At 52.3% G+C, this 19719-nt stretch carries 15 protein-coding genes; 1 reads left to right on the forward strand and 14 read right to left on the reverse strand.

Annotated features, from left to right (window positions below):
* Window positions 1–101: 101 nt before the first annotated feature.
* Window positions 102–929 carry a formate/nitrite transporter family protein gene (locus tag AC0MA3_RS06060; RefSeq protein ID WP_379156985.1) on the reverse strand — a complete coding sequence of 276 codons (828 nt, stop codon included), beginning with the start codon at window positions 927–929 and terminating at the stop codon, window positions 102–104.
* Window positions 930–1217: 288 nt separating this feature from the next.
* On the opposite strand from AC0MA3_RS06060, the gene AC0MA3_RS06065 reads away from it, so the two are divergent.
* Window positions 1218–3707 (forward strand): S-layer homology domain-containing protein, encoded by a 2490-nt coding sequence (locus tag AC0MA3_RS06065; RefSeq protein ID WP_474655502.1) that lies wholly within the window; start codon window positions 1218–1220, stop codon window positions 3705–3707.
* Between the two features lie 78 nt (window positions 3708–3785).
* Here AC0MA3_RS06065 and AC0MA3_RS06070 read toward each other — a convergent pair whose 3' ends face one another.
* From AC0MA3_RS06070 to AC0MA3_RS06130, 13 genes are all read right to left on the reverse strand, one after another.
* Window positions 3786–5150, reverse strand: a complete 1365-nt coding sequence (locus AC0MA3_RS06070; RefSeq protein WP_474655503.1) for an FAD-dependent oxidoreductase — start codon at window positions 5148–5150, stop codon at window positions 3786–3788.
* Window positions 5151–5491: 341 nt separating this feature from the next.
* Window positions 5492–7132, reverse strand: a complete 1641-nt coding sequence (locus tag AC0MA3_RS06075; RefSeq protein WP_474655504.1) for a formate--tetrahydrofolate ligase — start codon at window positions 7130–7132, stop codon at window positions 5492–5494.
* Window positions 7133–7327: 195 nt separating this feature from the next.
* Window positions 7328–7804 carry a glutathione peroxidase gene (locus tag AC0MA3_RS06080; protein WP_379156973.1) on the reverse strand — a complete coding sequence of 159 codons (477 nt, stop codon included), beginning with the start codon at window positions 7802–7804 and terminating at the stop codon, window positions 7328–7330.
* 133 nt (window positions 7805–7937) lie between these two features.
* Window positions 7938–8945, reverse strand: coding sequence for an LLM class flavin-dependent oxidoreductase (locus AC0MA3_RS06085; protein ID WP_474655505.1), 1008 nt, complete (start codon window positions 8943–8945; stop codon window positions 7938–7940).
* Between the two features lie 177 nt (window positions 8946–9122).
* Window positions 9123–9458 (reverse strand): DUF3243 domain-containing protein, encoded by a 336-nt coding sequence (locus tag AC0MA3_RS06090; RefSeq protein ID WP_379156967.1) that lies wholly within the window; start codon window positions 9456–9458, stop codon window positions 9123–9125.
* Between the two features lie 237 nt (window positions 9459–9695).
* Window positions 9696–10679, reverse strand: a complete 984-nt coding sequence (locus AC0MA3_RS06095) for a M15 family metallopeptidase (RefSeq protein ID WP_474655506.1) — start codon at window positions 10677–10679, stop codon at window positions 9696–9698.
* A 218-nt stretch (window positions 10680–10897) separates the two neighbouring features.
* Complete coding sequence (locus tag AC0MA3_RS06100; RefSeq protein ID WP_474655507.1) at window positions 10898–12826, reverse strand: DEAD/DEAH box helicase; 1929 nt, start codon at window positions 12824–12826, stop codon at window positions 10898–10900.
* 500 nt (window positions 12827–13326) lie between these two features.
* On the reverse strand, window positions 13327–14997 hold the full coding sequence (locus tag AC0MA3_RS06105; protein ID WP_474655508.1) for an ABC1 kinase family protein: 1671 nt from the start codon (window positions 14995–14997) through the stop codon (window positions 13327–13329).
* A complete protein-coding gene (locus AC0MA3_RS06110) occupies window positions 14998–15345 on the reverse strand; it encodes a phasin family protein (protein WP_379156955.1) in 348 nt (115 codons plus the stop codon).
* 67 nt (window positions 15346–15412) lie between these two features.
* Window positions 15413–16075 (reverse strand): ThuA domain-containing protein, encoded by a 663-nt coding sequence (locus tag AC0MA3_RS06115; protein ID WP_379156952.1) that lies wholly within the window; start codon window positions 16073–16075, stop codon window positions 15413–15415.
* A 43-nt stretch (window positions 16076–16118) separates the two neighbouring features.
* Complete coding sequence (locus AC0MA3_RS06120) at window positions 16119–16931, reverse strand: uroporphyrinogen-III synthase (protein WP_474655509.1); 813 nt, start codon at window positions 16929–16931, stop codon at window positions 16119–16121.
* Window positions 16932–17021: 90 nt separating this feature from the next.
* Window positions 17022–19025, reverse strand: a complete 2004-nt coding sequence (locus tag AC0MA3_RS06125) for a methyl-accepting chemotaxis protein (protein WP_474655510.1) — start codon at window positions 19023–19025, stop codon at window positions 17022–17024.
* Between the two features lie 222 nt (window positions 19026–19247).
* A complete protein-coding gene (locus AC0MA3_RS06130) occupies window positions 19248–19649 on the reverse strand; it encodes a Fur family transcriptional regulator (RefSeq protein WP_474655511.1) in 402 nt (133 codons plus the stop codon).
* Window positions 19650–19719: the final 70 nt, after the last annotated feature.

The following is a 19719-nucleotide window of genomic DNA, read 5'->3' on the forward strand; positions in this document are numbered from 1 at the left end:
GGCGAATTTTATATTGTCTGCATTTCAAAAAAAAAGCACTCCCTCATAGATTGCAGGGAGTGTCTGTATAACCGTCCCGGCCCATGGGGTCCGGGAGTATTTTATGCGTGCTTCTTCACACCGGCAGCAGAAATGCCTTCTACGGATTGAACAGCTGCTGGCGCCTTGCGCAAGTAAGCCATCCAGTAGGCCAAAGCGACGAAAATCGCACCACCTGTAAGGTTGCCTAACCAGACCGGGGCAAAATTGCCGAAATACTGGGACCAGGTGAAGTGACCTTCAAATATGGCAGCAGGAATAAGGAACATGTTAGCTACAACGTGCTGGAAGCCGATTGCCACAAACGCCATGGTCGGAAACCAGATCCCGAGGATTTTACCGCTGAAATTATCTGCTCCGTAAGAGAGCCATACCGCCAACGCAACGAGCCAGTTACAACCGATACCTGATACAAAAGCCTGCAAGAAAGTGGCGTCAATCTTGTGTCCTGCCATATCTACCAGTTTATCCAGATACACACCATCTGCAGTGAGGCCGACAATGTGACCAAAGAAATAAGCGACGAACAAGGCACCAGCGAAATTGCTGATCGTAATCAGCACCAGATTCTTGAACATTTCCCATAACGAAATTTTCTTCGCCATAAAGGCCAGCGGCACCGCCATCATATTACCGGTAAGCAGTTCCCCTCCGGCCAGCAGCACCAGGATTAGACCTACCGGAAACACGGAAGCCCCGATAAAAGTGGCGATAGAACCCCATTCCTTCGGTGCGCCTGCGATAACGCGAATATCCAGCAAAAATCCGAGCGCAATGAACGCTCCCCCCAAGAAGCCAAGAATAAGTACGGAACTGAGCGGATTATGTGCTTTCTTGATCCCGTTCTCTACCGTGACTTCGGCAATCCCCTGCGGTTTGTTATAAGCCATGATTCCTATCCCCTTCTAATTACTTAAAATTTGTTCCTTTATGCCATTGTAGCGTGTCAACAATCACATTTACGTGATGAATATCACTCTTGCAAAGACTAAGTGAAAGTTTTCACTGACATGTCAAATTTATAAGGACACCATTCAGATTCTCCTATGGAATCTTAAAAAACATATTTTTCTGTTCACCTTCGGGCAATCTTAATTATCGTTCCAATTGTACCGATATCTCAATTAAGGAGGTGATGCGCTGTTCTCAGAATAACTGAAAAAGACGCATACATAAGAATGAACAACTTGCGGCGTCTCATCTTGGCTCTGCTATGCCTGATCCTGCTCGGAGCTGTAGTATTTCCTCTACCCGCAAGAGCCGGGCACACTCCATTTGTGGATACAGAGCGAAGTTATGCTCATCAAGAAATTGATTACCTGTTCTATAGGGGGATCGTCGAGGGTTACGGAGATTCTATGTTCAGACCATTGAAACCCATTACCCTTGCTGAGATGAGCGCCTTGATGTCCAGGGGATTATCTCTTCCTGTTACTAACGGGGAGTACCCCTTAGCAGCGGAGAACGTACAGAAATGGGCACTCCCTTCCATACGTTCACTCTTATCCGCAGGTATCCTGAAGGACCAGACGATACGCGGAAGTAGTCTTATTACCCGCGAGAGCTTGGCGGTATGGTATGTACGGGCACTCGGACTATATGATCAGGTCCGGCAAACGGGTCATATGCCAACCTTTAAAGATGCATCTTCTATTTCGGAAGAGGCTCGGACAAGCGTCTGGGCGGCCCAAGAACTCCACCTATTCCAAGGTGATGAACAGCAACGGTTTAATCCGAAGGAATGGGTTGACCGCCAATGCGCCGCCAAAGTAACTGCACAGGTGTACCTTTTGCTTAAGGACAGACAGCAGATACAAAATCTGCTTAAGCCTGGAAATGCATTACCGGGAGATCCATCACTGCAATTGCCACAGGAAACCGTAATTCCCAAAGCTACAGTTTTGGAAAATAGAGACATTTCCGATCCGCAATATCCAGTTCATTCAGATGCGCCAACACCGGTTCCATCGGCTTCACCTGAATTGCCAACACCAGCTCCGTCTGCTACACCTGAACCGCCATCACCGGCTCCGTCTGCTTCACCTGAACTGCAAACACCGGCTCCACCAGCGTTTAAAACAGTAGATTCTATACATGTGACTACCGATTCCATTGAGGCTTCATTTAATGTATCGGTAGATAGTTGGAAGCTGGCTTATGTGACCGCGGATGTATATGGTACGGAGATCACACCGGATCTTTTGCCGCCAGACCTCAAAGTATCGATTACAGATGACTATTCCATTCTGGCACCTGACGGGACGATAGCAAGATTCTATAACATCCCGGGGCCGGGAACGGTCATCCACGGTCTGATCCGGCTCAGTTCCAACCTTGCTAATTTCAGCACTGCAAGCAACTTCGAGCTTAGGGTAAAACCGGCCGAGTACAACTCCACTTCATATTTCACGGTATCATTGCTGCTGGAAGATACGGGAGCCTCGGCTACAACCATAGCTGAGATGGAGACCATGCGGGATTCACTCGCAACCATTGACCCCAATCTGCGTGTAACCTGGGCAATGGACAGCCGGTTCGTATTCGATGAAACCCAGCGGCCCCAACTGCACAAAGTGCTTGAATATGTGGATCTTTATGGAGATGAGGTTGGGATCGCATCCGGTTATCCCAATAACATTTATTATCTGTCCCAATGGATTACAGAGATGAATTCGTGGCTGTACATGTACAGATATAATGCGCTTAATGCCCTGCATCAGGGTGGTACTAACGGAGATCCGTCAGTATGGCTGAGCATACCTGACAAGTATCGTCCCAAATCACTATCCACCTATGCCATCAATCCCGAGCAGGCAGCATGGCTAAAGGAAAACTTCCAGATTGATGCGTTCATGGGCTGGGCAGCCACACAGTATAACGTGGGACAAATGTCTGCAGACGGATCACCGTTGATGCCTTACTGGTCACACATCGATAATCCGATGGTGCCCGCACAGGATGTGGCTACAAACAGTGGCAGTATATTTATGAATTCACTTAGCATTGATCCTATCGGCTCCCGCTACACCTCAGGAGCATCTAGGTGGACACTGCATCCTGCAGATCCATTTGTAATGGAGATGACGGCAATACCCCAGTTGCATCTGGCCTCACAATATCTCAACAATCCTTTTCTTAACCTAAATACGGTCAATTACCTCTCACTGGTGATTGGAACGAATTGGGTGCTCAGAACACCCGGTCTGGATGTAACCTGGCAGGATTTCATCAGCAGATTCCCTAAAGACAATGGCGTAAAAATATTAGGCGTCCATGATCTGGCGGAAATCTACAAAACAAAAAGCGCCAACACGAATGATCAGTCTGAATTCACGCTGATGTTCCGGGGCTCAGGGTACACAACGGCCACTGGAGAGAATTCTCCAGCCGATCTGCAGTATTTATGGACAGAAACTGCAACAGAGCGTATCATTCTTGCCAAAAAAGACAGCGAACCTTCCTGGAGCATCATTGACTTCACGGACTACTCCAGGCTACCCGTCGCAAAACTACCGTATACGACCAATGGGATAGCAGATGATATCAGCTACATTACAGGGAGAAACTACAAATTGAATCCCTCGGCTCCGTTAACCCCACTTGAAATCGAACGGGTGCGAAGCCGGCTGGAAGCCCTGAAGTTCAAGGATGACATCAGCTACCAGTAGCCGTTAAGAGAGGCTAGACAACAAAACGCCCTGTTCAACCTTTTCCAGGTTGAACAGGGCGTTTTTCATTTTCTAAGCTTATACAGTCACTGTTTCTTTAACTGCCACATTCTTCGGCAACGCCTGAAGTCCGGCAGTATTCAAGAAATTCCAAGGTTTGTTGTAGTGCGGCTGGAAGAAGAAATCCATGAAGGCCAGCTGGTCAACGGTCATTTTATTCTGAATGCAGACCGATACGGTATTGATCGATTGCGTCAGATCCATCTTGGACATGATCTGTGCGCCGAGAATGCGGCGGGTCGAGCGGTCATAGACCACTTTTAGCTGCACCTGTTCGACAGTTGGCATGAACTCGGGACGATAGTTGTCAATCAGCAGTACACTCTCGGCATCCATACCTTCAGCTTTGGCTGCGTCTTCTGTCAGTCCGGTTCCGGCAATATTATCTTCATAAATCTTAATTCCCGAGGTTCCCTGTGTACCCATATAAGGGGTGGTCTGCGATACCAGGTTGCGGGCTACCAGCGTTCCCATGCGTACAGCATTGGTTGCGAGCGGAATATAAGCATGTTTGCCGGTTGGATTATAATGAATCGCGCAGCTGTCACCGGCGGCATAAATGTCCGGAAGGCTAGTCTGCATATAGTCATTAACGATAATCGCGCCATTCGGCAGCATATCCACTTTACCCTTTAGCAGCTCGGTATTCGGACGGAAGCCGATACACAGGATAACCAGGTCCGTCTCATGCTCGCCTTTGCTGGTGATTACCTTGGTCACTTTGCCATTCTCCCCAACGAACGAACTAACCTTCTCGCCAAGTGCCAGGGTAATTCCGTGTTCCTCCAGCGATTTTTGGATCGGAGTGGTGAATTCTTCATCCAGATATTTGCTCAGGATACGCTCTTCGCCGTCAATCAGCGTAACCTGCTTACCGTTCATTTGAAAAGCCTCCACCAGCTCGACTCCGATGTACCCGGCACCGACAACAGTGATTCTGTCTACCTGCTGCGCTCTTTCGATGATGGTGTTGGAATGATTGTAGTTCTTGGAGAGGAGAATACCGTCAAGCTCCATGCCTTCCAGCTTGGGAACAATCGGCCATGATCCGGTAGTCATGATCAGCTTGTCGTAGGTGTCATCGAATTCCTGGCCTGTCGCCAGATTACGGGCACGCAGCGTTTTGCGGTCGGTATCAATCTGAATGACTTCGTGACGCATGTTCGTCTTCACACCAAGCTCAGCCAGCTTTTCCGGTGACGAATAGAACAGGCCCTGCGGGTCTTTGATGACTCCCCCCACATAAAGCGCGATTCCGCATGACAAGAAAGAAATATTATCATTGCGTTCATACACGGTAATCTCGGCATCAGGGTAAAGCTGGGCGGTGTTTACGATTGCTGCGGTTCCGGCATGGGTACATCCTACGACTGCTACTTTCATGGTTTGTTCCTCCTCCAAATTGGGTCATTCATTTATTTTTTTGTTTGGATGTGATTTATTTCACTTTGTACACTGATTATATTGTGATTTTTCTCACATTACAAGTCCTTTTGTGATTTTTCTCACATTGTTCACATTTGATGCGGATAAATTCTGCGGTGCTTCTTCTGTACACCTGCATTAGTTTTCCCCCGAGCAGGCACATTATGTCTTCAGGGTAGCAGGAAGGACTAGGGAATCTCTTTGATACCGGAGGCCGGCAAGCTACGCAGCAAAGCCCCCGCACCTCTGCATAATCTGCAGTGATACGGGGGCTGAAGGTGAATCAGAATGAACCTGTTCTATACTAAACCGTTAATAACGCCATCTGTGGCTACCTGTATGCCTTCTGCCGCCGGTTTGGCCGGAAGTCCGGGCATAGTAACAATATTGCCGGTGATGACCACCGCAAAACCCGCTCCAAGCGACAGCGTAATATCGCGGACACCCATGGTGAAGCCTTGAGGTGCTCCCAGCAGTCTTGGCTGGTCCGAGAAAGAGTACGGATTCTTCGCCATACAAACCTGAAGCCGCTGAAGGCCGTGCTTCTCTATGAGGCTCAGGCTGCGTTTCGCCGCTGGTGAGAAGACCACTTCGGCACCACGGTAGATTTCAGTAACGATTGTATTGATTTTGGCCGGGATATCCAGATTGTCGTCATACAAAGGAGCAAATGTCGAGGCTTGACCTTCTCCCCGTTCCAGGAGCTTCTTAAGCTCCATGGCGAGTTCGATCCCTCCAGCACCGCCTTCTGCCCATACTTTTGAGATGGCTGCTGGTACACCCAGACGGCGGCAGGCCTCCAGCACATCGTTAATCTCTGAAGGGGCATCGCCCTCGAAGTGATTAAGTGCCACAAGGACTGGAACACCGAATTTACCCAAATTCTCAATATGCCGCTCCATGTTAGCAATACCGGAGAGCAACGCTGCCCGGTTCGTCATGTAGAGCTCGTCTTTATGGACACCGCCGTTGTATTTCAGTGATTTCACCGTAACTACCAACACAGCCGCAGCGGGCGTGAGTCCGGCTTGACGGCATTTGATGTCCATGAACTTCTCTGCACCCAGATCCGCACCGAACCCTGCTTCGGTCACGACCACATCTCCCAGCTTCAGTGCATAACGGGTACCGATTACACTGCTGCAGCCGTGTGCGATATTGGCAAAGGGGCCACCGTGCACGATAACCGGCGTGCCTTCCAGCGTCTGTACCAGATTGGGCTTCACGGCTTCCTTCAGCAGCGCAGCCATGGCTTCCACTGCCCCGATATCATTAGCCGTCACCGGCTGCCCCGACTGATCATATCCGACCAGCATGCGGCTGAGCCGGTTTTTGAGATCGGCAAGATTGTCACACAGACACAGCACGGCCATAATCTCTGAGGCTGTCGTAATCTGAAATCCGCTCTCCCGCACTGGACCATTGCCATCGCCGAGGCCGGTGACAATGCTGCGCAGGCTGCGGTCATTCATATCCATAACGCGTTTCCAGACTATACGCTGGGGATCAAGTCCCAGCACATTGCCTTGGAAAATATGATTGTCAATCATGGCCGACAGCAGATTATGCGCCGAGGTTACCGCATGTATATCGCCTGTGAAATGCAGGTTGATCTCATCCGCGGGAACAATCTGCGCTTTACCTCCACCCGTGGCTCCGCCTTTCATGCCCAGACATGGACCAAGCGAGGGTTCACGCAGTGCAGCTACAGTCTTGATTCCCGCCGCATTCATTGCCTGGGACAGCCCGATCGTCGTTAGCGTTTTCCCTTCGCCTGCCGGGGTCGGATTCATCGCGGTGACCAGCACCAGCTTTCCGTCCGGCTTATGCTTAAGCACTTCCCAAAGGGATGGCGACAGCTTGCTCTTATATTTGCCGTACAGCTCCAAATGTTCCTCATCAATCCCTGCTGCCGATGCCACCTCAGTAATTAACTTCATGCCGTTATAAGACCCTCCTGCCGTTATTATCCTGCACCATACTTCCCTTTATACAACTATCTATGATGTACCTATTCCTCTTCAAAGAATACAGTGTCTGTGAAAAGCGTCAAGGATAATTTTCATAAGCCGCAACTGCAAAATCCCCCTGAACACAGCAATTGCCGTCATTCAGGGGGTGAAAGAATCCGTAACTTAGAGCAAGGCTTCGATCTGTTCCTTCATGCTTTCGGGGGATTCCTTCGGCTCCACACGGGCTACCACATTGCCGCTGCGGTCCACGAGAAACTTAGTGAAGTTCCACTGGATGTCACTGCTCTCGCCATCTCCCGGCTGCTGGCCCTTCAAATACTGAAAGAGCAGACTGGCCTCCGGCCCGTTCACATCCACTTTGGCGAAAACAGGAAATGTGACGCCGTAATTCATCTGGCAGAACGCTTCCGCTTCTTCACTGGTTCCCGGCTCCTGCCCGGCAAATTGGTTACAGGGAAAACCTAATACCACTAACCCCCGGTCTCCATACTGCTCATAGAGCTTTTGCAAATCCCCGTATTGTGGTGTAAGTCCGCATTTGCTGGCCGTGTTGGCAATCAGCAGTACCTTACCTTCATAATCCTTGAAAGGGACTTCTGTACCCGATGGCTTCACTCCGGCAAAACTGTAAATGGACATTCTGCATCCTTCCCTTCATCCGTGGATTGATCAAACGGCTATGCACTGTACAGCCATCCTTCATCTTACCTTATGACCGGAGGAATACAAAATACAGATAGCGTGCCCGGACAAGACAATATTTCGCTACCCCTTACGTCTGGGACAATCCGCAGGCGCCGGCAATCAGCCGGAGAGACTTCAGTTTATCTTCATATCTGTGCATTGGCATGGCGAACATTATTTCCTCACAGCGGTATTCCTCCATAAGGGAAATAAACTTCTGCCGCATCTCCCCCGGCGATCCGAGGATCGTCCGCTTGCGGTTCTCCTCAATCCGAAAGCGGTCATACGGTGTATAGTTGTAGCTCAGTGCCGTTTCCACAGAAGGTATGCCTGTCGAGACATGGCCCTTTTCAAGCAGAACCACGGACAGGTCCATGCTGGCCGCCAGTCTATCTGCTTCTGCAGAAGTCTCAGCACAGACGGCAAACACCGATACTAGTGCCCGGGGAGCATGGGAAGCAGGAGACGGGTGAAAACAGGTCTGAAAAGTATGTACCGCCTCGCCGCCTCCGTCACTGTTAATGAACGCGGCATAGGCGAAACGGACGCCCATCTTCGCTGCAAGAGCTGCGCTGTCCCCGCTGGACCCGAGGAGCCAGAGCTCCGGCGCGGTACTGACCTCCGGACAGGCCTCCAGCCCGGCAAAGCGGTGTGTCTCATCCGCACCGCCGTACAGATAGCTCAGCAGATCCCTGATCTGCAATTCATAAAGCTCTGCGCCTCCTGTCCGGTTCTCCTGAAGCGCTCTTGCAGCAAGTGCTCCTCCTCCTGCGGCTCTGCCGAGTCCAAGATCGATTCGTCCCGGATATAGAGCTTCGAGCACACGGAAGTTCTCGGCAACCTTGTACGCGCTGTAATGGGGAAGCAGCACGGCTCCCGAACCAATACGGATATTTGAGGTGATTGCAGCCAGATGGGTCATCAGTATCTCGGGACTTGAACCGGCCAGACCGCGCGCGGCATGATGCTCGGACACCCAGAAGCGGTGATAGCCCAGCCGGTCAGCCTCCCGGGCAAGGCTTGCGGTCTGGGCGATAGCCTCGGCGGGGGTGCTGCCCTCAGAGACCGGGGATTGATCCAATATGCTTAATTTCATAGAATGTGCATCTCCAAGTCAGGGAATGGTTGACTTCCTCCATTATATCACCCCGTATCCCCGCCTTCTGCAGTATTTCCCGAACCCCCATCCGGCAAAAATCCGCCCCGCTAACGGGACGGAAATCTTCCATACTTATGAATTAAAGTTCCAATGCCACAGCACGGGCCCATCCTCTTACCGGGCCAGCTTCACCAGCATGTGTGCCAGCCGGTGGCGTTCTTCCTTGGTCCCCACCTTCCACAGCTCCTGCAGCAGCTTCTCCTCACTGTTACGGGGTTCTTCATGTTTGGCCAGGTAGTCTGCGATTTTTTCCGCTGCCACCGCCAACTGCTCTTCACCCAGACCGATTTTCTGTGCCAGATGAATGCGTTTTCCTAAATAGGCCTTGAATTCCTCAAAATTGTTCAAGATGACCTCTTTTTGTTCGGGATCAATCCGGTCCAAGGCGTCATTCACTTTGCCCATCGTTACCATTCCATCCTTGCTCACAACATGATTATGTTCAGACATTCAAAATCCCCCTTCCAGTGGAAATTTGATAGGTTTCCCACTACTTAACCAGGGTCCGGACAGATGAACCAAATAGACCTTGTGAGCTTCCCCCGCTGAAATAAGTACATAATCCCAGCCTAAACGCATCTCCAGACGGTCATTTCACACATGGTGATCCAGGCGCCTGGATGAGCAGATGCAAAAAAGCACTGCAACCCTTCCTCATTACGGAGGGCTGCAGTACTTAAAATGATCTTATTTGGACACCGGTACCGCGTCAAAGTATTCTTCCAGCGTAATGCCTCTCTCTGCAATGGATACTGCGATTTCCTTGCCTACGTAACGGACATGCCAAGGCTCGTACATGTATCCTGTAATCGCCTGTTTGCCTTTGGGATAACGGATGATGAAGCCGTACTCCGCCGCATGGTCCGCAAGCCAAATAGCTTCCTCTGTTCCGGCAAAACAGCTTTCGGCGGCGCATTTGCCGTCAGTGCCGGACAGATCGATGGCTAGCCCCGTCTGATGCTCACTGTGCCCAGGCACGGCACTGTAAGTGCGGGCCTTCTCTTCGCCATCCCTGGCTACATAATTGTTGAACAGCCGGGTCTGCGTAGCTTCGGAACGGTATCCGGAAACCCCGGCCAGGTGTACGCCATCTTCCTTCGCTCCAGCGAACATCTTCTCCAGCGCGGTAGCCGCGGTCTGGCGCAGCATCCGCTTCTCAATCTTTTCCGAGAAAATAAACGGCACGTCCGGATAGACCAGATCGGCCGGTTTATAGCCCTCCGGCAGCTTGTACTGCTTATTAATGATTGCCTCCAGACTCTCCGGCTCGGCAGCCGTAAGCTCCACTGCCGGATCGCCTGAGCCGGCGCTGCCGGTATCAGAAGGTTTGTCGGTCGCGGTCGTTGTTGCGGTTGCGGTCGCGGTTGCGGTCGCTGTTGCAGTTGCCGCTGGTGAAGGCTCTGCACTTGGCTGATTGCCGGATGGGTCCGGCTTGTCCGCAGGTGCTGTAGAAGGCTCCGTCCCTGAGTTCACACCGGACTCCGGTATGTCAGAGGCTGTAGCCGAAGGCTCGGGGGCTGTGCTTGGCTGCGCTTGAAGTTCCTCACCCGTGCCGGCAGAGGCCCCCTCTTCCTGTGAAGCCGATGGCGAAGGTGAGGTATATTTACCGATTCCCCAGCCTACAGCAATGATGATGATAAGCAAAATAACGATTTTGGCGGTCTTAGACATATGCCGTGTTTCCTCCCACAAAGTTTATGAATGTTTCACCCGGTGCCATACATAAGAAACTCAACTCTATTATAGACAAGCATTGTATCCAAAATGTTTCAAAATCTTAAACGGACCTGACCAGGCCGGCAGACAGCCGAAAAAAAATGTTACCACAGCACGCCAGCCGTAGCTGACCGTCCTATGGTAACAAGTCTCAAAGCTGAAATCCAGCACCTTTATCTGGACGAACCGCGACCGCCGCGCGAGCCGCCAGAACCGTTGCCACGGCCACCGCGCGCCGAAGCATTCCCGCCGCTGCTGCGTCCGCCCGAGCCAAAGCCGCCTTTGGCGCCTTTGCCGCCCTTGGAACCACCGCGTGAGCCGCCGCCTTTGGCTGGCGCTGCTGCACTCCAGCCGCCGGCATCATTGCTGCGAGCCACGTTCGCTCTATGCTTAGGGCTGGCCTGAGCGCCGCCCGGGTTATACCCGCTGCCCGAGCCTGCCCCTTTGGAGGCTCCATAGCTGAAGCCTCCGGCTTCCGCACCACGTGCAACGTTGGTGCTGTAGCCGCTGCTTGGGCCGCCACCCGTACCGGCGGCCCCTCTGCCGCCGCGCGTGCCGGCGGCTTTCCCTCCGGCTGCTGAATCTGCAGCCGGGTTACTGCGGGCGTCGAAGCTGCCGTAGCCGCCGCCCGGTCTTGGCTTCGCCGCGCTTTTGCCGGCGGATTCGCCGCCTTTTGGCGCAGCCGCGCCATAGGCGCTGCGCTTGCCGCCAGCCGCAGCGTCGCGGCTGCGCCTTTCGGCAGGCGCGCCCCAGCCGCCTGCTTCCTTGCTACGGCCGCCCGCTTCCTTGCCGCGGCTGCCTGCCTCCTTGCCGCGGCCGCGTCCGCCCGGCCGTGCACCGGCTTCAGCGCGCGGTGCTCCGCCGCTGCGTCCCTGGCCGCGCCCGCCGCGTCCGCCGCGGGTTGCTTCCGGTGCGGCGTTCTGGCGTCCGCCGCGAGGCGAGCCGCCGCCAGCCTGCACGGAGGTGAATTCGCCTACGCCGAATTCATCCTTCTCGTACCGGCGGCGGTCCAGCCGCTGGGAAATGCCGTGCTCGATCAGGTCGAGCCCGGCGCGTTCGCGCGGCGAAGAGAACGTGATCGCCAGTCCCTTGCCGCCTGCGCGGCCGGTCCGGCCGATCCGGTGAATGTAGCTGTCCGCATCCAGCGGCAGATCGAAATTGAAGACATGCGTGATGCCCTCTACGTCCAGACCTCGGGCAGCCACGTCCGTAGCCACCAAAAGCTGAAGCTTGGCTTCGCGGAACCGCTTCATAACGGCTTCACGTTTGCCCTGAGACAAATCGCCGTGCAGCTCGTCGCAATCATAGCCCGCCGCCTGCAATGCTTCATTCAGCTTCGAGACCCGGCGCTTCGTCCGGCAGAAAATAATCGCCAGGTAAGGACGGTCCCGCTCGATCAGCGCAATCAGCGCTTCTTCCTTGTTGCGGTCAGAGCATTCCACGACCTGCTGGCGGATGTTGTCCAGCGGAATAGGCGAACCGCTTTTAATAATGATATCCAGCGGTTCTTTCATGTAATTGCTGGCCAGCCGCTTGATCGGATCCGGCATTGTCGCAGAGAACAGCATCGTCTGGCGGCGGTAAGGCACAGCCGTTATGATCGTCTCCACATCCTCCAGAAAGCCCATATGCAGCATTTGGTCGGCTTCGTCCAGTACAAGCATTTTGACCCCGTTCAGATCGAGGGTTTCCCGGCGCATATGATCCAGCAATCTGCCCGGAGTCCCGATAATCAGATGTCTGCCGCCTTCCAGCTTGCGCAGCTGTTTCTCCACGTCCTGTCCGCCGTAAACCGCCAGAATTTTCACACCGGTATGGCGTGCCAGCTTGCGCGCTTCCTCTGTAATCTGCAGTGCCAGTTCGCGTGTCGGCGCCATAATGAGCGCCTGCGGATACGCCTGCTCCACACGGATCTTGTCCATAATCGGCAGCAGGAAGGCCAAAGTCTTCCCTGTTCCCGTCTTGGCTCTTGCAATAACGTCCAGCCCCTGCACCAGCGGCGGAATCGCTTCTTCCTGCACCGGTGTCGGCTTCACGATACCTTGACCCTGAAGCAGACCGTTCAATACTTCAGATACTCCCAATTCTTTAAAACCCGCCATAGTCTCCACCTCACAATTTTCTTTAATGTTGTTCAATTCATATCACTATAGTCATCCATTTTCTGGAGTAATGTTAGCATCTTGCGATTGCCGCCCGCGGCGTATAGCCACGTTTTCAAGCAGAAACGGCTTTGCCGTCCTGTAAGCGGACGGACCGTTTCGGCCGGAAATATAAGGATAATGTATAGCGTGTCTAAACATATAAATTCTTATATTTCAAACAAAAGCGGAAGAACCCCGTCACCGGAGCCCTTCCGTCTCACTAGCCGCCCTTTAGCCCTGCAGATATGCGGTCCAAGGTTCGGTTTCTGGGGCAGCAGCGATCCACCGGACGTTCAGACGGCATTCCATTTGCGTTCCATTACACTCTATACGGATAGCTTCTTATAGGAATAAGAAGTTAACTTATACATTGTACTTGATCCAGCAGGGTTTGTGTGCATCTGCTGAAGAATATTTATTCATTTTCAAGTTCATCTTATAGGGCCAGTCCCACACAGCTAGAATCTGCCTGACTTAAATATGGAATACAGCAGCCAAAGAATCATCAGTGCGGCTATTACGGACCCGATTTCGACAATGGGGAAATCCCAGAGCATAGAGGGCTCTCCGCGCAGCGAGGAAGCAACAATCAGACCCGCCATAATAATGCTGAAGGCAAGGAGCACAATGCTGAAGGACAAGCGGTTGCCCACCCGGCTCAGCTTCTGCTCAATTCCCTTCAGCTCGGGCAGCCCGATCTCCACTTTCAGCTTGCCCTTGCTGATCAGGGCAGATAATTGTCTGGCCTGGGCAGGCAGCTCCACCAGACTTTCCGCAAGATCAGCTACACCGCTGAGAATCTTGCGCTGAAGCCTGCTGCCGCTGAACCGCTGTCTAACCAGCCGTTTCCCGAAAGGCTCTGCCATCTGCACGATGCTGAAGGCTGGATCAAGGTTGCCGACGACACCCTCCAGCGTCAGCATCGTCTTGCCCAGCATCGCCAGGTCCGGCGGAATGACCAGCCGGTGCTTACGGGCAATGCCAAAGAGTTCGTTCAGCGCTTTGCCGATGCTTACCTGATTGAATGGAATATCATAATAGGCCTCACGCAGCCGATCCATGTCATCATGCAGCGCCATCCGGTCAGCCTCCTCGGGAATAACACCAAGCCGCAGAATGGCCCTAACCATAGAGTCCGTATTCTTCCGCATCAGAGCAATAACCAGAGCCGACAGGTTGTCCTTCATTTCTTCACTGAGTCGTCCTACCATGCCAAAATCAATCAGTGCCAGCTTCCCGTCTTCCATCCTCATGACATTCCCTGGATGGGGATCCGCATGAAAAAAGCCATGAATAAAGATCTGGTTCAGCATCATTTCGACAAGCTGCTGGGCAAGTGCCTTCAGCTTCACGCCTTTCAGCAGCAGCTTTTCACGGTGGTTCAGTGTGATGCCCTCAACATACTCCATAGTGAGTACACGGGTAGAACTATAATCCCAATAAATCGCCGGGATGTAGACCGGATCCTGGTCGGCGAGCTGACTTGCAATCCGTTCCGCATTGCGTCCTTCCTGACCATAATCCAGTTCGGCCAGCAAGGCCCGGGAGAATTCCTCGACCATCCGGGTAAGTCCATATTGCCTAGCCCAGTCCATTCTTCTCTCGGCCAGGGCACTGAGATCCTGAAGAATCTCCAGATCCCTTGTCATGGTCCTCATGACCCCGGGACGCTGTATCTTGACCGCTACACTCTGTCCTCCATGCAGGACAGCCCGGTGCACCTGACCGATGGAAGCTGCAGCGAGCGGGGCATTCTCAAAATAACTGAATATTTCATCAATGGACTGATCCAGCTCTTGCTCCAAAATATTACGCGCTGTTTCCGCCGAGAAGGGAGGGACACTGTCCTGAAGCTTCACCAGTTCCTGAATAATGGAATCGGGCAGCAGATCAGAGCGGGTGCTTGCCAATTGGCCCAGCTTCACAAAGGTTGGCCCCAAATCCTCCAGCACCCGGCGAATCCGCTCTCCGAGCGTCAGACTCTCGTGAACCTCCTGGGTAATCATCCGGCGCGGGAGAGATAGCAGATGGTAAAGGCCGAGCTCCTCCACCATATAGCCGAAGCCATGACGCATCAGCGCCATGGCAATAGACCGGTACCGTCCGGCATGTCTTATGCGTACCGCCATTTAATCCGTACGCGTTCCCGGCAATATCTCGCCAGGGGAAGAAGTGCCCTCCAGCTCGGCGACACGGCGTTCCAGGACTGCAATCCGTGCCTCCAGCCCGGCAACGTCACTCTGCACAGGGATCTTGAGGTCCTTCAGCACACGCTCAACCTGTTCATGAACCGCAGACTTGAACATTCCGCGCTCTTCCTCGCCCCGCTCTACGAGACGGTCGACCAGGGCCTTCGATTCGGACGGCGCAAGCTCGCCCCGCTTCACCAGCTCTTCAACTACCTTCTCTACCTTTTCCTTGCTGACAATGGTGAGGCCTACTCCTAAAGAGATTGCTTTCTTGAACAAATCACTCATGGCACTTTCCTCCCAAAGATTCCAGTTATGGATAAAGTATACCCTTTAGCGGGCCATTTCACAAAATTCAGGGCTGCTGAAGCCTGTTTGCAGGTTCATTAACGGGAATCCGCGCTGCCCAGGTGGCTGCCCGGAGGATCAGCTGGCGGATTGCAGGATGGGTGAAGGAAGGCTCATGATGCCCGGGCATCAGAAAAACCACCCGCCCAAGTCCAAAGCTATGGCACCAGGCCGCAGGCCGCATTTCACCTTCCGCTTCATATTCGAGCAATATAGTCTTATCTGTAAACGGATCGAAATCGAAGGTGTATGGCTCCTCATCGAGCTGGAAATCTTCAATACCCTCGGTAATATCATGCTCCAGCACTTTGAAGTTCAGCGGAGCATAAGGCGGATGCCCGGTAAATCTGCCGCCGATCAGCTGTGCCAGCTCATTGCGCTTGGCCAGTGAAATACCTGTATGCAGAACGATCAGTCCGCCGCCGCCGCTCACATAGCTCAGCAGACCGGCAGTCTGCTGTGGAGATACCGTCTCATTCCATAATTCATTATATGCGATGCATAGATCATAACCGGCCAGATGCTCGCTGAGCAGCAGCTTTTTATTCTCCGAACACTGAACAATCAGCAGATCATTCAGAATATCACTAACTTGTTTATCCACACCCTGCAGCGGATGGAAACGGGGATGGGTATAGTCACCCAACAGCAGACATTTTCTCTTGTCCATAGGGGGCCTCCTCCTTCTTTCTGTATCTGTAGTTGTCTTATTATTAGCGTTGTCCTGCGATGTATTTACCAAGCTCCACAAACATGCTGCCCATACGTTCATGCTCAGGCATCACAATTCGCGTTATTCCCTCTTCTTTCAGGGATTCCGAGGTAATCCGGCCTACAGAAACAGCCAGTACCTTGTCTTCAAAAGCCCGCACGAGCTCCGGCAGCTTGCCCTGCTCTCTGGCATACCCGGCCAGAAAACGGAATTGCGGAGCGCTAGTGAAGGCTACAGCGTCAACTCTTCCTGTAGTAATATCGTCAAATAGAAGGGCGAGCGCCCCCGGCTCAGGCGGTGTATGGCGATAAGGCTCTACCTGAAGAACAGAGGCTCCTGCATCCTTCAACCAGGCCACCAGATGAGGGGCTGGATCACCATGCAGCTGGAGTACAACTCGTTTGCCGCGCAGATCCCAGTCTTCGAGACCCCGGATTACTCCAGCAGTACTACCGTCATCATCGCGTACTTCAGGCTGGAGTCCCCGCTTCTTCAGCGCATTAACGGTCTTGTAGCCCCTTGCCGCTATCGGTGCTGCGGAGAGAACCTCAAGGAAGCGATCCTCTAGCTTCATTTGCGCTGCCATATCAAACAGAGCTTCTAGTCCCATCCCTGTCGTTAGAATAGCCAGATCCGGCGGATGGTCGGTCCAGGCTGTGATTCCCTCCCGCAGCGCCTCATCATCCAGAAACACGGTACCTTGTGCAGGCCGGTGTAATGCTGTGCCGCCCATATTCTGCACCAGCTTGGCCATTTCTTCAGCCTTACGCGGACCCGCAAGGGCCACGGTAATCCCCTGCAATTGCTCTCCCATATCCCTTTCCCCCTCATAAGCCCACACATTATTGCTTATCAGTATACTTGGAAAGGGTAGAAAAAGAAAAGATGCAACGCTATTCTAAGCTTACGGTTTTGTAGAATACAGCTTAAAACGTCCCACGAGCTTCTGCAATTCCTCCGCCAGATGACTAAGATCAGCCGATGAAGACGCGATCTCCTCCACCGAAGCTAACTGCTCCTCGGCAGCTGCAGAAATCGTCTCTGTATTGCCGGCTGCCTCCTGGGAGATCTCTTGAATCTCACTAATGGCTGCCTGCATGCTGACAGCTTCTGCTGTAAGCGTGTCAACGGCTCCTTCCATGGCTTCAATCTTCTCTGCCGCTCCCTTAACCGCTCTGCGGATGCGGGAAAAGGAACGCCCTGTTGAATCCACCGCCAGAATCCCCTCCGACACCTTGCTGCGGGCATCCTCTACCGTCACCGTTGCCTGCTGCATCTCTGTATTAATGGAAGAAATCTGCTCTGCAATCCGCTGCGCCGACTGCTCCGATTCCTCGGCCAGCTTGCGGACCTCGGATGCCACAACGGCGAAGCCTCTGCCCTGCTCACCGGCCCGGGCGGCTTCTATAGAAGCATTGAGTGCAAGTAGATTGGTCTGGCGTGCAATGCCGGTAATCACACCGACAATCCCGTCAATCTGGCCGGTACGGTCATTCAGCTTGTCGATCACACCGCTAAGCGCCTCCACCGTTTCATGAATGCCGTTAATTTTGTCTACCACGCTTATTACGGAGTCATTCCCCTCTGCTGCAGACAGCGAGGTTTTATCCATCATCGCCGATACCTGCTCCATGAACCCGGAGATTTGTGCCACTTCGTTTGCGGTTGCAGCAGTACTCTCAGTTCCTTTATGCACACTATTCACCTGACGCTCTGTGCCTGCGGCTACTTCCTGAATCGCTATCGTTACATGCTCAATGGCCTTCGTTGTCTGTTCCGCTCCGGCAGTCAGCTCTTCCGCGGAGGCAGATACATTGTCAGTCATCTCCTGCACACTGATAATCATCTCGCGCAGATTTACCACCATGGAACGGAAGTTATTCGCCAGAAGGCCGATTTCATCTCTATGAAACTCCCCAATATCCTCCGAAAGGTCGCCTTGGGCAATGATCTCCGTTGCTTTGCGCAGACGAATCAGCGGCTTCAAGATGGAGGATACATTGAAATAGATCAGCACCATGGCGAGCAGCACCGAGATAGAGATTACGATCAGAGCCTTATCACGAATCCCGCTCGTGGCAGCAGTGACCTCATTTTTGCTGATGGTACCTCCGATTCTCCAGCCTGTCAGCTCGTTGACCTGATAGGTCATCTTTTTGGGAGCGTCCTTGTAGGTATAATCAAATGAACCGCCCTCCCCTTCAAACATCACCTTCACAAAATCAAGCGACGATTCCTTCCCGATAGCTTCTGTGGGATGTACGAGAAACTTTTTGCTGCTGTCGATAATGAAAATGTAGCCTTGCTGCCCGACCTTAATATTGGTCAGATCCGCTAATTCGGCCAGGTTGAGGTTCAGCGTCATAACCCCTCCCCCGTCTTCAAGCATTGCAGAAACCGCCACTGCCGTTTCATTATTAACTGTCAGGAAAGCCGGTGAAATCACAGCTCCCTTGCCGTGCTTCAGCGCATTGACATAAGCATTTTCCGTTCGCGGATCATAGTCTTGCGGAAAATTGGTGTCGGCGGCATGCACCATCTTTGCCCGGCTAGTTGCAACATAAATATCCAGTACATCTGGATGAAGGACTACATACTCTTTCAATCTGTCTTTAATCGCAGCGCTTTTGTCTTGAGACAGTTCTCCATTTAGATCTGCGGAAGAAATCTGCTTGGAAAAATACTCAATATCATTTATTTTGGATTGAATATTTGCGTTAACGATCTCATTCACCACCGCCACACTTTCCGTGGCATTGTCTATAAGCTGGCCTTCCACTTTGCTGCTGGCCGAATCATAGGTTTGCCAACCTATAATAATGCTCGGCACCAGAAGGACAAGCAGATATGTGATAATCAGCTTCATACGGATTGTAAAACGGGACTTGATTTTCATATGCTTGCTCACACTCTCTCTCTTTTAGTTCTTAAGTACGACTTTTGCTTCAACTTAATATATAATTATATATCGGCCCATTAAACCCTTTTTTCTTTGCCAACTCTTCAGTATTATCATACTTATTTGTAGAATTTTCATATAAACGCAACAAAAAGACCGTTTCATGAAAACGGTCTTTTCTTATATATGCATTTCATTTTCCGGGACTGTTTCTTAATTCAAGTCCTCAGTTCAAGGCCGTTTGACCTTTTTGCTACTGCAGGATGGGCATACGCCTCCAAACACCACATGTGCATGGGTAATCGAATATCCCGTCTCCTCACTAACCTCGCCAATCCACTCCTGCGGAACCTGGGTCATGACCTCATCCACGGCTCCGCATACCTCGCAGAGGATATGCTGGTGATCATCGAGCCGGGCATCATATCGGCTGGCGGCTTCGCCCAGCTTCAGTTCGCGGATCATCTGTTTGTCCGACAGATAGCGCAAAGAGTTATATACGGTTCCATAGGCGAGATTGTGGCCCTGCTCCACCAGCCGGTTCATTACTTCTGCAGCGGTAGGGTGATCATGTGAACTCCGGACTATATCATACACGGCTTGACGCTGGGAGGTCAGATTCAGGGTTTTCATCTTTATCATCCTCTAGTTTATTTTTAGATCAAGTATAAATCCAGCAGGTACCATAGTCAATCCGAAAAGG

This window comes from Paenibacillus sp. LS-5 (genome assembly GCF_056121505.1).

Bases quoted from the DNA above. Each gene is read 5' to 3' on its own strand.
- AC0MA3_RS06110 (WP_379156955.1), bottom strand. From the start codon at position 15,345: ATGAGTGATTTGTTCAAGAAAGCAATCTCTTTAGGAGTAGGCCTCACC.
- AC0MA3_RS06095 (WP_474655506.1), bottom strand. From the start codon at position 10,679: ATGTCTAAGACCGCCAAAATCGTTATTTTGCTTATCATCATCATTGCT.
- AC0MA3_RS06085 (WP_474655505.1), bottom strand. From the start codon at position 8,945: ATGAAATTAAGCATATTGGATCAATCCCCGGTCTCTGAGGGCAGCACC.
- AC0MA3_RS06065 (WP_474655502.1), top strand. From the start codon at position 1,218: ATGAACAACTTGCGGCGTCTCATCTTGGCTCTGCTATGCCTGATCCTG.
- AC0MA3_RS06115 (WP_379156952.1), bottom strand. From the start codon at position 16,075: ATGGACAAGAGAAAATGTCTGCTGTTGGGTGACTATACCCATCCCCGT.
- AC0MA3_RS06080 (WP_379156973.1), bottom strand. From the start codon at position 7,804: ATGTCCATTTACAGTTTTGCCGGAGTGAAGCCATCGGGTACAGAAGTC.
- AC0MA3_RS06105 (WP_474655508.1), bottom strand. From the start codon at position 14,997: ATGGCGGTACGCATAAGACATGCCGGACGGTACCGGTCTATTGCCATG.
- AC0MA3_RS06060 (WP_379156985.1), bottom strand. From the start codon at position 929: ATGGCTTATAACAAACCGCAGGGGATTGCCGAAGTCACGGTAGAGAAC.
- AC0MA3_RS06075 (WP_474655504.1), bottom strand. From the start codon at position 7,132: ATGAAGTTAATTACTGAGGTGGCATCGGCAGCAGGGATTGATGAGGAA.
- AC0MA3_RS06100 (WP_474655507.1), bottom strand. From the start codon at position 12,826: ATGGCGGGTTTTAAAGAATTGGGAGTATCTGAAGTATTGAACGGTCTG.
- AC0MA3_RS06090 (WP_379156967.1), bottom strand. From the start codon at position 9,458: ATGTCTGAACATAATCATGTTGTGAGCAAGGATGGAATGGTAACGATG.
- AC0MA3_RS06120 (WP_474655509.1), bottom strand. From the start codon at position 16,931: ATGGGAGAGCAATTGCAGGGGATTACCGTGGCCCTTGCGGGTCCGCGT.
- AC0MA3_RS06130 (WP_474655511.1), bottom strand. From the start codon at position 19,649: ATGAAAACCCTGAATCTGACCTCCCAGCGTCAAGCCGTGTATGATATA.
- AC0MA3_RS06070 (WP_474655503.1), bottom strand. From the start codon at position 5,150: ATGAAAGTAGCAGTCGTAGGATGTACCCATGCCGGAACCGCAGCAATC.